Raw genomic sequence first — 14,601 nt, 5'->3', positions numbered from 1 at the left:
AGCTCTCAAAAGCAAAGCATTGAGAGACTGCATATAAAACAATGAATTAGGTGAATCAGACCTTTACAGGAAAAGCAGTGGACACTGCTCTTCCTGAAAAGAAAGAATAATGAGGAGTTTGCCGATAAGCCGGGTTCTGTCGTGGACAATCATTCATCTGGGATGCATATCACTATGCACCTCAAGCAACCTACCCGGTTCCAGCGCGGGTCACGCCTATAGGAACCCTGACATTTGGCACACTCCGAGTTTTCTTTACGTCTCCGTGGGTTACACGCAGCGTTAATTCGCAGTGATTGTACCAGCTTATGTACCAGCACGCACAGCATAATCCCGCGAACTAAAAGCGAATCAACTTCGCTCTACAAGATCAAGGAGGCGCAAGTAGCGTGGGTCCGAAGTAAGAGCCCTATCGCTCTCTGCTATCACATCCAAGACTTTAGGCAACTCATACGGTAGCTTTGCTAATACACGAGGAGTAACTACGTCCATAAGATCTAACACCACCTCAGGGTACCGCGCAGTAAGCGACTGTCCATTCACCTCGCGAGCAAACATATAAAATGAGTGTTCTCCAGTCTCTACAGGGACCAAGAACTTTCTTACGACTTGATACACTAGAGGAAAACTCTCCCCAGCATCAGTAAGAAGGCAAACCCACGCCCTAACCGAAACTGCTGTGCGATACTTACGCTCTCTTGGCCAAACTTCGTCAATAAAAGGAATAACAAGCTGGCCCCACCCATTCTCGTTACTATCACCAACCTTACCTAGCCAGAAGATGAAACGATTTCGAGCACCATCAGAAATAGATCGAAGGACGTTCCTCATCTCTCCCTTGGTCAAGCCTTCAGGTGCATCGGGATAAAAAACCCGCATAAAGCCAAGCCACTGGGCCGCAATTTGAGATTCATCCTCATCCCATAAAAAACCATCAATCCACGGAAACAAGTCAAGCAGCAATGGTTTAATTTCCTTAGCCAAGGTCGGTGATAAACCTCCCCCGCTATGAAGCAAACCGTTCCATGCAGGCTCTGAAGCCGAGTGATCAAAACTCAACATTGGTAAGAGCCTAGCTCTAACCCAAGAAGGATCGACAAACATAAGCCAATTCAATTTACTCATCGTAATAGATACTGCGTGATCTCCCCCCTCTCTCGGAGCATCAAAAAGCAGTTTGATACGACTTTTTACTGACTCTGGTATCAGTGAATTAGCCTCTTGTTGCTCACCGGGCACAGCACTATATAGCGCATTGACACACATTCCCAAAGGACCGTTACACGCGTGGCGGTAGGTACGCCTTGACCTCTTGATAGCACCACCATCCAGAAAAACCTCACCCAAGTCACTACCCTGAGCCTCACACGCTGCACTCTGTATACATTCAACGACATGGTCGTAAACAACCCAACCAAGGTGCTCATCCAGTGCGATAATCGAAGCTAGATTTTTTTCAAGCCACCTTCCTAAATCGTACCTTAGACCCACAACCACCTCGCGAGGCAAACGAGAGATTCTGTGAAGAAAGACATACCGCAGCCTAAGCGAAACATCGTCAGGGATACCTACAATTAAAGACGACCAAAACTCTTGCCTATACTCCCCTTTTTTTCCTGCAAGTGATAAAGCTAACAGCGCCTTTCTTGGATTAGTTTTCACAAGCCCAACAAAAGGGCGTTTGTCAGTAAGGCTACGAAAATCCCTATTTAGCTGCCCCTCAGCCTGCACCAGAACCTCATTGACCGGAAGATCTAAAAGCTCCTCGGGGTTTTCATCTGTACCGATCCAACCACCATGTGATCCATTCTCCACCACTATCGACGACGCCCAGCTATCAGCCCAACGCGGTATTTTCTCAATTAATAAAGCAAGCCGCTCAAACTGAACTAACGGAAGTACCGCACCCTGCAACTCTAGATATTTTCCATACTGAGCCGAACGAACATTACTTTTCTCAGGGTACTCATCATCGCTCCAATGAGCTAATTTATCTGGCCCAGCGAGAATTCGATCCAGAAGGCGGTTACAATGATTCTCAGTAAACTCCCCCCATCGATCCGAAAGCAAAAATAGAAGCTCGCGCACTACATCACTATCCCAAAAAGCATCCTGCTCCAATGCAAGCACAGCTTCGACAACATCTTCAGCTGAAAACAGGTGACCTTTTGATAGAGCGAATAATTTTAACTTCCGGAAAAAATATCTATCGTTTGCAGACCAGATAACAGCATGACTTGCAGCAAGCTCAGGTTGTAGATCAGATAACCGCTCGAAAAGCTGTACAAACAACGCCAGAACTTCAGCTATATCATCAACAAAAGGCTCACCATCTACCTCACGCTCCGGATACAAGATAGGCATTGAAACGCCCGTAGACTCAACGTCCTCTAACAACCCTGCGGCAAATATAAGTTGCTCTTCCAATATGCTAAAAACAGTGGGTAAAACCTCATCAGGAACCTCTAACTCTTCCCCGTGCCTTTCCAGCATATGTATTTCAAACATCCCTAGATCACGAAGTGACACACCTTCCCAATCACCTTCTGGGGGCTTAGAACCAGCTAGACCTACACGCGTTCCAATTTTAAGCCTAGGACTTGCAAGCTTTCGGAAAGCACGAAGCACACTCGCACTCCAGCCCTCAACATCGACTCGTTTCTTAAAATCGAACCAATCACTCCTCCACTGTCCGCCGTCGGACGCTCGGTGGTATTCAAGAATCAAATTCCAAGCATGCCTAGCGCGCTCATGAAGGCCCTCAGACCTCCTAACCTCCCACTCTATATGCTCTAATAATCTGGGGTGTAAACTTATTTGACGAGCAGCCCACCAAGCTAGAACGGGACTATGAACGGAAGTACTGATCCATGTGGCAAGATGACCGAGGCGAACGGGAATTACTTGAAAAGCACCGGAATAAGCCCCGCTCAGATGGTGCGACTCACTAGGGTTATCGTCCCCATCACGCCAAGACAGAAGATTATCGGTGGACGCTCTTTCTCGAAGCCCTGTATCCAAAAGCTGCTGAAGGTCATCGTCTAGACCATATTCAACAACTGGATCGAATTCTTCGGCGTCCTCGCCATATCCACGACTTTTATCCGCTAATCTCAAATGCCCATCAAGCACACATATCCACTCTGGGTGAGCTATAGGCCGAAGCTCCGAAAAAAGTTTGGTGCCTTGAACCGTACGAAGAACATGAGCTACTTGGCCGCGCTCAAATGGAAGCATACTCTTTGGGTCCATTAGGCAAGTTTCAATTACAGAAGCCCTCCATCTACGCGGATCGTCTGAACGAACAGCCCAAGCCTCCATCGTTTCCCAAAGAGCAGAGTGTTCAGAATAACCTATAGCCGTTACGCCACGATCACGCCATTTAGCTTCAATCTCCTCAGGAACTCCCCGATCAAAAGCATATAGACGAGATGAATCATACTTCCCATCGTGATTCAGTCCCTGTAGAAGATACTTTACCGGCGGGTCTTCAGCCTTATACCCGACAAGGACCACAGTGAAGCGCTCTAGCAAGCCTCTAATAAATTTAGTTGCCCAACCTTCAGATAAATATGCACGACCAAAGTCAGCACTACTCAGTACGTAGGGGTGATGAACAGAACTTTCATCTGCCAACCTCCCATGAAGATAAGTCACTCCCTCTATAGTGGTTCCGAAATCGAGATCAGGAAACGACGGAGGTACATAAGGAAGTAAATTGTCATCACCACCCTCAAACAGAAGGTCGAAGTTCGTTGTAACAATCTGCGGCATGCCACTTTGGCTAGACGAAATCCGCTTGATCAAGCCATGCTCTCTACCTACATCATTCGCTTCTGAAGGAACCCTTAAACGCTCAGAAACCAAGGCATTAACTTCATCCTTGCCATACTCTTGGTGGAGCAAGTTAAAAATCTGATCTAGTGGCATATTTGCCCCAGCAGGATCATCCAACCAAGGCTGAAAAGCTGTCATTACTTCTGATTCTTCTGGAGGATCGAAGAACTCTATTACATATCGAGTGAGACCGATGAAATCAGGCATACCGGAAGGAGATGAAACCCCCGCCCCACATAGGAAAACAACACGCCCAGCATCACACCGCTCTAAAAGAATATCAGGTATACTTGGTCCATCAGAATGAAATTTCATAGGCAAATTCTGTAAGTCACAGTCCGTGTAATAGCAATAACAAACCTAAGAGATATCAGATACCCGCCCAAACACGCAAGCACGGGCTACCCTTTACTTTCCATGACTACTCCCCCTAAGCCATCCAGTCTTTTAAAAGCATCCTCATTCGCGATGATGGCAAATAAAGCTCAATGGGCTTCCCATCCCTAATCGCAGACCTAAATACCCATTGAAGTAGTTCCGCTAGAGCATAATCATCATGAGACGGATTGACCCCGCGCATCTTCCGGCAGAAGTTATACAGCGCCGGTGTCATATAGATATTTCGTAGGTAAACGAGGTGTTTACGGTCCCGAAACTCATTCGTTGCCCGTTTATTACACTCGATGAACGCACCTTTAAATCCCTTCGGCGTTAATGACTCTTTGAATCTCAGTACACAGGACCACATAGCTGTATCTGCTTTGGCCTTATATTTATTCTGAAGAACATTCCGAGCCGCTTTCGAAATCTCTTCCATTTTTGCTGGAGTCCGATCAGCCATCCACCCTGTCGCAAATGCATTTGTTCTCTCCCCTAGTGCATTCAGCTTTTCGTCTTCTAAGAGCGTAATGAGCCTCGCTATTGGCTTGACTGCCTCCGCCTCCAACTCCTCGCTCCATTCAACCAACTGCCTCTGCCCATCGATGGTCATCTTAACCGGCTCAACTCCATTCCCTTCAAAATACGCAGCCATTAAAGAACCAGAGAAGAGATAGGTAAGCACTGTTACCCGCTGAAAGGCATTCAGTATCTCAATAGGAAATTCCCAGAACATCATCCCATCTGTATGGTCATCATCTCCCATTCTAAAAAGCCGTCGGGAATCACAATCTTCTTTAAGTTTGGTGAAAGTCGAGTCATAGCGAAGCTTTCTTTCGCCGTTCCACTCAAGACCACCATCTTCAGCAACTCGTATAAGACCCGAGTCCACAAGTAGCATGATGTCATTTGAAGATAACTCTCCGTCCTGCGAACCGTATTCACGTAGGCAGTTCACTGTCTCATCAATGATCAGGTGATATCGATTACTCTTCAGAAGCTCCAAAGTCTTATCATTCCACCTAGTGAAAAGCGCATGTGTAGACGCAATGTTCTCCTGAGCTTCCAATAACTCATGAAGCGTAGCCAGATTGCTTTTTTCACTATTCTTAGTCTTCTTAAAATCCAACTCAGGGACTTCATTCGTGAACCGCTCAACCTCGTCGAGATACGGCGTAATTACGAGGAACCTATCCTCTTCGGGATTGGCTTGACGCAACTCTTCAATGATTTTGGTTGTCTTACCTGACCCCATGACGGAGTCGATAACACGATATTTTGCTGTCATGTGCTTCACTTAATTCAGGTGTGATTTTTTCAGGAAAAGAATGGATATATTTTTCCTAAATTGACTAGAAGCCCCAGTATTCATAGGCCCTACAGAGCATTCGCCTTATAGATATATAGGTCTACTTAAAGCCTGACACTAAAGACTTTACTATTGTCAGATGACCATCATTCATAGCTATCTTAGTAATATTATTCATATAAGTCATAGACTTAGGAAGACCCTAGAGAGCAATGTTGACTATATGATCTACCTTGATTGATATGGTAAATGGTCATCAACTCTTAAGAGACTATAGCCAGACTCTATGTACACCTAACAATGTACGAGCAGACGTTTAGCCACCAGCTCAAGCGCACTTGACGTCAACAACCAGTCAGACTTAACTCTTCTCGCCAACTCTCTAGCTGTCCGTAACGGAAACCGTCCATGCGGAGCTGGCGTGCAGTCTTTCTTCAGTCTGACCGAAGGTAACGACTTGTAACCCAAGCCTCTCTTACAGAGGAACAACGCCTCCTGATCTTTGGTCTCGAACCCTTGCGGGTACAACTGAACAACACCTACGACAGCAGTCATGTGCAACAGCCAATCGATTGGGTTCCTCTCCTTCGTAATTAACTGATGATGGTAATAATGATGTAAGAGCCAGATGTCAGACCTACGTGCCAGCCTTGGGTCTCCTATACCGTCCCACGATGCATGTCGTTTAGCTCTCTCAAGTACTGAAGCCTGACTTGCTATAGCACCGTTGCGCTCTCTGATCAGCTCCAGTGCGACCTGACGTACAGCTTTGTAGATCGATGCGTATGGCTCTTGTTTCAGACTTGGAACCTTACTATTGAATGCACCATGATCAATCAGCCTTCGTGAACATGGATTGCAGTACTTACCGTAGAACCCCGAGTCAGCGCGGCGTAGCTTGTTGTTACACCCAATGTGGCTGCATGTACCCGCTGGGTTGGCGTATTTCATGGCTGGCTTGGTGCGTTGTGTGTTTCCTATGCGTGGTAACGTCATGTGATTGATAACCTCTCTCGTTAAATTGGTAGGAGACAAGGCTGACAAAGAGACACAAACAGCACAGTGGTCAACCTTCTCCTAGGGCGTGGGTTATCAAATGAACAGTTAATACTACGCAGCTTCAGCCTTGATCTTGTAGACAGCCGCACGACTAATGCCGAAGGTCTTCGCTACGCTGGTGGCTCCCTGACCCTCGCTTAGAGCGTCCAACACAGCCTCTCGATCTATCGACCTCTTACGCCCAAACTTCACGCCTGACGTCTTCGCTGCCTCTCGACCTTCGTTAGTACGTTCCATGATTCGCTCACGCTCGGCCTGAGCCACAGCAGCAAGGATCGTCACGACCATCTTACCCATGCTACCTTCGGTGCTGATGCCGTCATCGAGGAAACGTACAGACACACCACGTTCATGTAGGTCATTGATAATCTTGATCATGTCAGCCGTATCACGTCCTAGTCGATCCAGCTTCTTCACCAAGATCACATCACCTTTCTCAGCACGACCAAGCAGCCGCTGAAGCCCTTCACGCTGGTCATCCTTACCGCTAGCCTTGTCGGTGAACACTCGATCAGAACGTACACCAGCGCCTTCCAGCACAGTCACTTGTAGGTCTAGCTTCTGTTGATTGGTACTCACACGCGCATACCCAAGTAACGCCATGTTGATGTCTCCTATATCGATTCGTAAACACTCGCTGTCTACGAACTACTTATCTACGATTTAATACACGCTCTCAACTGGTGACTTCAGCACGTCTACGAACTTATGACATCGTAGACACCCCGTACGGGGGGATTGGCTAACAGCCATCTATTAGAGAACGCCCACAGATTTTTTGCAGATTTTTAAGCTTCGTAAGTAATGCAGTCGATGACCGACAAGACGTCCTTCATCTGGAAACTATGTGTATAGCGGTCAGTCACACCAGCACCGGTCTTCTCATGACCAATAACTTGCTGGAGTAACGGCGTGTTAACACCTGACGACCTAATCTTGGTGATGACCGTATGACGTGTAGAGTGGAAGACAAGACGCTCGCCCATATCAGTCTTGTGAACATCGAGCAGCGATGCGAAGTTATCCGTAACACGGTTTGGGGTGTTAGCAGCTATCGGGAATATCAGTTCAGAACCTTCTCCGATCCAATCCAAAAACCCTTCTTCGACTAACTTTTTATGCAGCGGTACGACCCGTTTAGCAGCCTTGGTCTTGCCCTTGTGGATCACGAAGTAATGACGCTGGGTATCATGGCAGAACCTTACGTCTGTCGGACGCAATCCAGCGATCTCAGACCTTCGAGCACCCGAGTACAACGCCAGCTTCAAGAACCATTCAAACCACTCCGGCTTGGTCTTAGCTCTCTGAATGACGCCTCGCACTTGCGCATCGTTGAGACACCCAAACCTGCGATCCTGCACCTCCCACCTCACGCCTTCGGTAGGTGAGACTTGAAGAATGTCTCGCTCCCTGACCATGAATGAGTTAAACAAGCCTTGCGCTAGCTTCAGATGCTCCTTGACTAACTTGTCAGAGATTAAGTCCGACTCAGGGATGTTACGCTTGAGCATCTCACGAATGGTCATACGGCTGTATGGGCGCTTGTTACGCACCGGCAACTTAGAGATCGACTCCAGCGCAGAACGAATGTCAGACTTGGTGATACGTGTTACAGCAATGTCACCAAGGAAATGCTTTAGGTTGTCGAAGAGCACTTGATTGTTCCTCGCCCTCCTATCCGACCAGTTCTTCCACGCCACGAACTCAGACCAAACCCTTGATAACTTGGGGCCTCGCGGCGTCTTCTTAGGCTTCACCACGGACACTACCTGAGGCTTAGTGTGACCGCCTGTCAGCGCTTGATACTGAGCTTTAACCCATTCCTTAATCCCATCAGAGAAATCGAGTAGACGCGCACACAGCTCCTCGACTAGAGACGAGTCGCTACAGCGGCTTAAGACATGCAGAAAAGACTTCTTGGCTTCAACCAAAGACACCGCTTCCGAGAATGATGAAGTACGCAGACTGCGTTTAACCTCAACAGGAAGCCACGGGCAAAGTGAACGTAGATGCTTAGGATAAGCGTAACGGAAGTAGTAAGTTTTACCACGAAGAAGAACGTGGGGATGACGGCTCTGTACCAGTTGTTGTACCATTTTCTCAATGCTCCCAATGGGCGCTTAACCCATTGAAAACATAGAGAAAAAAGCGAAGAGCTTACCGATAAGCCGGGTTCTGTCGTGGACAATCATTCATCTGGGATGCATATCACTACGCACCTCAAGCAACCTACCCGGTTCCAGCGCGGGTCACGCCTATAGGAACCCTATTTGGTCTTGCTCCGAGTGGGGTTTACCATGCCGTGGAGTGTTACCACCCACGCGGTGCGCTCTTACCGCACCATTTCAACCTTACCGGCATCCGAAGATGCTTAGGCGGTATATTTTCTGCTGCACTTTCCGTCGACTCGCGCCGCCCAGACGTTATCTGGCACTCTACCCTTTGGAGCCCGGACTTTCCTCCACCTTCTAAAGAAGGCAGCGACTGCCTGGCAAACTCCTCGGCGCGAATTCTAACAAAAGCTAAATCAGTTAGCGATCTAAAGCCGCCTGATAAAGCACTTTTTTCTTCAAACCGGTAATTTTCGCTGCCAAAGAAGCTGCCTGACTCGCTGGCAGCTCTGCAAGAAGAATATCCAGCACCTCCAGAGCCTTAGCATCCAGCTCAGTCACACCTTTATTCTCCATACCGTGAACCAAAACAACAAACTCTCCGCGCTGCTGATTGGAATCAGCTTCCATCCACTCGATGACAGCATCCAACTTATCCACATGGATCGTTTCATAAGTTTTAGTTAGCTCACGAGCAATCCCCACAACACGCTCACCACCAAAGACTGACTGCATATCTTTCAGAGAAGCCAGAATACGGTGCGGTGATTCATAAAAAATCAGCGTTCGCGTTTCATCGACCAGCCCCTTAAGCTGCTGTTTGCGACCACTCGATTTATGCGGCAAAAATCCCTCAAAGATAAATCGATCCGTAGGCAAACCCGCCGCAGACAACGCAGCAATAAAAGCCACACAGCCAGGAACAGGCACAACTTTAAAACCCTGCTCTCTAACCCCCTGAACTACAACATATCCAGGGTCCGAAATTAGCGGCGTTCCAGCATCAGAAATGAGCGCAACACTGGCACCAGATTGCAACTGGTGTACAATCGTCTCAATTCGCTGGCGTTCGTTATGCTCATGGACGGAAACAAGGCGGGTATTGATACCGAAATGCGCCATCAAACGGGCACTATGACGTGTGTCCTCAGCAGCTATCAACTCAACTTGCTGCAAGACCTCAATAGCGCGAGGTGTCATATCCTGCAGATTTCCTATTGGCGTTGCTACAACGTACAGTGCGGGTTCTAACATTACAGATACCATCTTAAAACGTGGGTTGCGAAGTATATGAAATTTCAGTGGCGCCTGTCTCTTTCAGCAATTTTAATCAGCACAATTATTTCTGGCTGTTCAGTTAGTACGACATCCACGAAACCAACGCTGACTGCAGCTGAGCAAGACCAACAACGAGTAGAAAGCCTACTTAAAAAAGCGAATTCTGCAAAACCGATCAAATCTGCTCAGTATCGAGCAGACGCCGCGAAGATTTTACTTAGCCTAGACCGCAAGCAAGAAGCTGCCGCCGTACTTAGCCAAATAGATGTTGCCCTCCTAGCCCCATCCCTTCGCTTTGATATCGCCAAACTTCAAGCTGAAGCTTCTCTTGAACAAAACCAGCCTGAACAAGCCCTGCAACAGCTTGACAGATTAAATGGTTTGTCGGATCTTAAACTCCTAACCGAGCAAGAGATTCAAATTCTCGAATTGCGTGCCCAAGCATTCCAGCTACAACAGCAACATTTTAGTGAAGCCAAAGAACTAATCCGACTAAGCCAACTGCTCGATACGGACGAAGCAAAGCAGATCCTGCACGATCAGATCTGGAATAGTTTACTAAAAATTGAAGCAACCCAGCTTTCCGAACTCATTCGCAGTGGCACTAATAGCTATCATGAGCAAGGCTGGCTGGAGCTAGCTTACGAATTAAGCCTGAATACACAGCTAGACACACAAAACCAAGCATTGAATAACTGGGCCGTATTATGGGAATCTCACCCAGCCCAAAAACTACCACCACAATCTCTTGGCGGACTCAACGCGCAAACATTTTTAGCTCAAAAAATAGCAGTATTATTGCCACTTGAAGGCAAATTAGCCAAACCTGCCAACGCCATCAAAGAAGGCATTATGATGGCTCATCTGCGCAGCCAACAACCAGGAAAACCTTCTCCAGAACTGCTATTTCTTGATTCTGAAAAAATAAATACACCTATTCAGCTTGCTTCAATTATTAATGAGCAGCAAGTTGATATGATCATCGGACCTTTAGCTAAAGACTATGTTACAACCTTAGCCGCAGATCAGCATATCCAAGTGCCTGTACTCGCCCTAAACTACACCGATTCACCCGCTCGTGAAGGCATGTATCAATTTGGCCTTTCGGCAGAAGATGAAGCCACTCAAATTGCAGAGCGCGCATGGAAAGACGGCATCCGCCGTGCCGCAGTATTAACACCAAACAGTGGCTGGGGCGAAAAAATCAGCAAGGCTTTTGAAGAGCACTTCACAAGCTTAGGCGGCATGGTTGTTCATTCAAGTAACTTTGGGGACATCAGCGAATTTTCCGAGCATGTGAGTCAATTCTTATCCACAGATAAAAGTAAACAGCGCTACAAGAACGTAAGAAAAGTAGTTTATACCCACAAAATTGAATTTGAGGAGCACCGCCGCCATGATATGGAAGCCATCATCCTCACCGCACTCCCCAATGATGCAAGACAGCTAAACACCATGCTGGCTTATAACTTTGCAGGCGATCTACCGATCTACGCAACTTCGCACGTTTTCAGTGGCAGCAACAACCCGATCCAAGACCAGGACCTAAATAACGTAACTTTCCTTGGCACCCCTTGGAATCTAAAGCCACCATCCCAAGACAAAGTACTTATTTCACAGCAACGAAATGACACAAACAGTCGTTTTGGTCGCTTATACGCTCTAGGTCTTGATGCTTATCGCATCCATCCCTATCTAAAACAATTAAGTGCGGTTCCTGGCACCCAGATCAACGGCGAAACAGGGCAACTTAGCATTAACAACAACGGCCTTGTTTTTAGAACGCTAACTTGGGCCAAATATAAAGACGGCATCCCACAAATTATTGAGTAAATAATATTCATGGACAGAAATAAGACCGGCAAGGACGCCGAAAAACACGCCGAAAGATTCCTCTCAAAAAACAAACTCACCCTAGTCGAACGCAATTATCATTGCCGCTTCGGCGAGATCGATCTAATCATGTTAGATCGACGCACACTTGTCTTTATCGAAGTCCGTTATCGCAATTCAAAAAAGTATGGCGGCGCTGCAGCCTCAGTTACAGCAACCAAACAACGGAAGATCATTAAAGCAGCACAGCATTATTTGAGCCATAAAACACAGTTTTCTAACAATAATTGCCGTTTTGATGTCATTGCATATGAATATGATGCAGCACCAACGAAGCCGCTGTGGTATAAAGATGCCTTCAGAACTTAAGGTAAACGATTAAGGACAGCATGGAACTCGAAGACCGCATTGTCAGCCAGTTTCACAACTCAATGGAAGTCAACGCGATCACCATTGAGCAGTACACTCCACTTATTGCCCATGCTGGCGAACTTTTACTCCATTGCCTTGTCAGTGAGAACAAGATTCTCTGCTGTGCCAATGGAGCCTCCTCATCTTTAGGACAACACTTCACCGCACTATTGATGAATAGATTTAGGCATGAGCGTCCAGGTCTACCCGCAATCAATATTAACTCAGATGGCGCTACCTTAAGCGCGATCTGTGAAGATAGCGGCTTTATGGATGCACAAGCCAAACAGATCCATGCTTTAGGCCAACCTGGGGACATTTTATTACTGATAACACCTCACGGTCGTTCCAGCAGCCTTGTACAAGCAATACAGGCCGCCCATGATCGTGAAATGACTGTTATCGTCCTAAACGGCTCTGATGGTGGCGATATCACAGCGCTTCTCAGCCCAGAAGAGATCGAGATATGCGTACCTAGCGACGATAGCTCGCTAGTTCACCATGCGCAGTTACTTGTTTTGCACTCTTTATGCGATTTAATTGACTACCAACTTTTTGGAAGCGAATAAACATGATCAACAAAAAGACATTTAGTTTAATTGCTGGAATTAGTTTATCTCTATTTGTTACCGGCTGTTCAGATATTCTAAGCGCTGGAAGAGAAGGCCCGATCCAGGAAGACCTTGGCAGTAGAACTGTTGGTTCATACATAGATGATGAAGTGATTGAAACGCTATCTATGGTTAACCTTGCCAAGGGCTCAGAACAGATGCGAGCAACCAATATCAGCGTAACAAGCTATAACGGCGTTGTACTTTTAACTGGTCAAGCACCTGCAGAAAGCGCAAGACAGGAAGCTGAACAGATCGTCAGCCAAGTACGAAAAGTACGTAAGATTCATAACGAAGTTAAAATCTCCGGCGTATCATCCACTATCGCTCGCACAAACGACGCTTGGCTAACCACGAAAGTTAAAGCAGAGCTATTAACAAACGAAGCAGTTGATGGATCTCGCATCAAGGTAGTAACTGATAGCAGCACGGTTTACCTTATGGGCCTTGTAAGCCCTCAAGAAGCTGAGAATGCGATCAATATCGTAAGAAATATCGCTGGCGTAGAGAAAATTGTAAAAGTGTTTGAATACGTTAATCGATAAGAACCACGGTGCGTACTAACCGTTAGTACGCACCTTTAATTCTATAGGTTCAACCCTTCCACTTCCCTCAACTACTTTACAACTTTTAATGACGGCCTTTTCGACTTAGCTGGCTTTTCAGCTTCCTTAGTCTCATCCGCATCCATATCTTCTACGTTATCCAGTATTGCCAACTCCTGCGTATAGCAGTCAACACCCGGCTCACCACCAAAGCCCATACCCTGCCCATTTTCACGCGCATAGATAGCTAAGATAGCCGCCATCGGCACATATACATCCATTGGCTGACCTGAAAAGCGCGCATTAAAAGACAACGCTCGATCATCGAGGTAAAAATCCCGAACCGCAGATGGATTAATATTTAAAACAATTTGACCATCATCAACAAACTGCGTAGGAACCGTAACATCATCCTGCGTAGCATCTACCAAAAGATGAGGTGTTAAATCACAATCTAATAACCAGTCATACAGTGCTTTAACAAGATAAGGGCGACTCGGCTTCATTTCTTTATCCAAACATTTAACAAAATTACGACATAAAAAAAGGGATGAAACATCATCCCTTTTTTAACTTTACTACGAAACAATTAATCGCGCATTTCACGCTCTGCTTCTGACAAGCTCATTTGGAAAGATTCACGCTCAAATAAGCGCTCCATATACTTAACCAAAGGCTTGCACTGATCTTCTGGAAGATCGATACCCAACAACGGCAAACGCCACAATAGTGGAGCTAGGCAGCAATCAACCAAAGTAAACTCTTCACTCATGAAGAAAGGCTTATCAGCAAAGATAGGTGAAATTGTAATCAAGCTATCACGCAGCTCTTTACGAACTTCTTCTGCTACATCTTCATCATCAGCCATCGCAGCTTCAATAATTTTATCCGCAAGATCACACCAGTCACGCTGGATGCGATACATGTATAGTCGGCTTTCAGCACGAGCTACAGGATAAACAGGCAATAGCGGAGGATGCGGGAAGCGCTCATCAAGATATTCCATCATCACATTTGGTTCATAAAGAACCAAATCGCGATCCAACAAAGTTGGCAGGCTATTGTACGGATTCATTGAAGTTAGATCTTCAGGAAGATTACCTTCATCACAATCATGAATCTCTACAGCAACACCCTTTTCTGCCAGGACGATACGAACTCGATGGCTATACTGGTCCTCGCCATTAGAGTAGAAGGACATGGAAGAACGTTTTGCCACAACACCCATT

Annotated in this window: 12 protein-coding genes and 1 other RNA gene; 4 read left to right on the top strand and 9 right to left on the bottom strand. The window is 46.5% G+C overall.

Features of this window, described 5'->3' with window-relative positions; translation table 11 throughout:
• Window positions 1–351 precede the first annotated feature (351 nt).
• The 7 genes from ACMXYP_RS03560 to rsmI form a co-directional block, all read right to left on the bottom strand.
• Window positions 352–4,152 (bottom strand): SIR2 family protein, encoded by a 3,801-nt coding sequence (locus ACMXYP_RS03560; RefSeq protein ID WP_415883634.1) that lies wholly within the window; start codon window positions 4,150–4,152, stop codon window positions 352–354.
• A gap of 115 nt (window positions 4,153–4,267) precedes the next feature.
• Window positions 4,268–5,503 (bottom strand): hypothetical protein, encoded by a 1,236-nt coding sequence (locus ACMXYP_RS03555; RefSeq protein WP_415883633.1) that lies wholly within the window; start codon window positions 5,501–5,503, stop codon window positions 4,268–4,270.
• 315 nt (window positions 5,504–5,818) lie between these two features.
• A complete protein-coding gene (locus ACMXYP_RS03550; RefSeq protein WP_415883632.1) occupies window positions 5,819–6,520 on the bottom strand; it encodes a hypothetical protein in 702 nt (233 codons plus the stop codon).
• Between the two features lie 114 nt (window positions 6,521–6,634).
• A complete protein-coding gene (locus tag ACMXYP_RS03545; RefSeq protein ID WP_415883631.1) occupies window positions 6,635–7,186 on the bottom strand; it encodes a recombinase family protein in 552 nt (183 codons plus the stop codon).
• A 185-nt stretch (window positions 7,187–7,371) separates the two neighbouring features.
• Window positions 7,372–8,679: a tyrosine-type recombinase/integrase gene (locus ACMXYP_RS03540; protein ID WP_415883630.1), complete on the bottom strand. Its 1,308-nt coding sequence runs from the start codon at window positions 8,677–8,679 to the stop codon at window positions 7,372–7,374.
• Window positions 8,680–8,731: 52 nt separating this feature from the next.
• Window positions 8,732–9,083, bottom strand: an RNA gene (rnpB, locus tag ACMXYP_RS03535) — RNase P RNA component class A.
• Window positions 9,084–9,114: 31 nt separating this feature from the next.
• Entirely contained in the window at window positions 9,115–9,948 is an 834-nt protein-coding gene (gene rsmI, locus ACMXYP_RS03530) for a 16S rRNA (cytidine(1402)-2'-O)-methyltransferase (protein ID WP_415883629.1), read from the bottom strand.
• A 36-nt stretch (window positions 9,949–9,984) separates the two neighbouring features.
• Here rsmI and ACMXYP_RS03525 point away from each other — a divergent pair, with 36 nt between their 5' ends.
• From ACMXYP_RS03525 to ACMXYP_RS03510, 4 genes are read left to right on the top strand one after another with little or no spacing between them, the layout of a single operon-like run.
• Window positions 9,985–11,805 (top strand): penicillin-binding protein activator, encoded by a 1,821-nt coding sequence (locus tag ACMXYP_RS03525; protein WP_415883628.1) that lies wholly within the window; start codon window positions 9,985–9,987, stop codon window positions 11,803–11,805.
• Between the two features lie 9 nt (window positions 11,806–11,814).
• Entirely contained in the window at window positions 11,815–12,174 is a 360-nt protein-coding gene (locus tag ACMXYP_RS03520; RefSeq protein ID WP_415883627.1) for a YraN family protein, read from the top strand.
• A gap of 20 nt (window positions 12,175–12,194) precedes the next feature.
• Window positions 12,195–12,785: an SIS domain-containing protein gene (locus ACMXYP_RS03515; protein ID WP_415883626.1), complete on the top strand. Its 591-nt coding sequence runs from the start codon at window positions 12,195–12,197 to the stop codon at window positions 12,783–12,785.
• Window positions 12,786–12,787: 2 nt separating this feature from the next.
• On the top strand, window positions 12,788–13,372 hold the full coding sequence (locus ACMXYP_RS03510; protein WP_415883625.1) for a BON domain-containing protein: 585 nt from the start codon (window positions 12,788–12,790) through the stop codon (window positions 13,370–13,372).
• Between the two features lie 71 nt (window positions 13,373–13,443).
• Here the strand turns inward: ACMXYP_RS03510 and ACMXYP_RS03505 are convergent, their stop codons facing one another.
• Window positions 13,444–13,878, bottom strand: coding sequence for a ClpXP protease specificity-enhancing factor (locus tag ACMXYP_RS03505; protein ID WP_415883624.1), 435 nt, complete (start codon window positions 13,876–13,878; stop codon window positions 13,444–13,446).
• Between the two features lie 83 nt (window positions 13,879–13,961).
• Window positions 13,962–14,600, bottom strand: a complete 639-nt coding sequence (locus tag ACMXYP_RS03500) for a glutathione S-transferase N-terminal domain-containing protein (protein WP_415883623.1) — start codon at window positions 14,598–14,600, stop codon at window positions 13,962–13,964.
• Between the last annotated feature and the right edge of the window lies 1 nt (window position 14,601).

Source organism: Neptuniibacter sp. QD34_54 (genome assembly GCF_047778055.1).
Classification (GTDB): domain Bacteria; phylum Pseudomonadota; class Gammaproteobacteria; order Pseudomonadales; family Balneatricaceae; genus Neptuniibacter.
This window is presented reverse-complemented; position numbering and strand designations above follow the sequence as displayed.

Bases quoted from the DNA above. Each gene is read 5' to 3' on its own strand.
- ACMXYP_RS03555 (WP_415883633.1), bottom strand. From the start codon at position 5,503: ATGACAGCAAAATATCGTGTTATCGACTCCGTCATGGGGTCAGGTAAG.
- ACMXYP_RS03550 (WP_415883632.1), bottom strand. From the start codon at position 6,520: ATGACGTTACCACGCATAGGAAACACACAACGCACCAAGCCAGCCATG.
- ACMXYP_RS03560 (WP_415883634.1), bottom strand. From the start codon at position 4,152: ATGAAATTTCATTCTGATGGACCAAGTATACCTGATATTCTTTTAGAG.
- rsmI (WP_415883629.1), bottom strand. From the start codon at position 9,948: ATGTTAGAACCCGCACTGTACGTTGTAGCAACGCCAATAGGAAATCTG.
- ACMXYP_RS03510 (WP_415883625.1), top strand. From the start codon at position 12,788: ATGATCAACAAAAAGACATTTAGTTTAATTGCTGGAATTAGTTTATCT.
- ACMXYP_RS03500 (WP_415883623.1), bottom strand. From the start codon at position 14,600: ATGGGTGTTGTGGCAAAACGTTCTTCCATGTCCTTCTACTCTAATGGC.
- ACMXYP_RS03515 (WP_415883626.1), top strand. From the start codon at position 12,195: ATGGAACTCGAAGACCGCATTGTCAGCCAGTTTCACAACTCAATGGAA.
- ACMXYP_RS03520 (WP_415883627.1), top strand. From the start codon at position 11,815: ATGGACAGAAATAAGACCGGCAAGGACGCCGAAAAACACGCCGAAAGA.
- ACMXYP_RS03545 (WP_415883631.1), bottom strand. From the start codon at position 7,186: ATGGCGTTACTTGGGTATGCGCGTGTGAGTACCAATCAACAGAAGCTA.
- ACMXYP_RS03525 (WP_415883628.1), top strand. From the start codon at position 9,985: ATGAAATTTCAGTGGCGCCTGTCTCTTTCAGCAATTTTAATCAGCACA.
- ACMXYP_RS03505 (WP_415883624.1), bottom strand. From the start codon at position 13,878: ATGAAGCCGAGTCGCCCTTATCTTGTTAAAGCACTGTATGACTGGTTA.
- ACMXYP_RS03540 (WP_415883630.1), bottom strand. From the start codon at position 8,679: ATGGTACAACAACTGGTACAGAGCCGTCATCCCCACGTTCTTCTTCGT.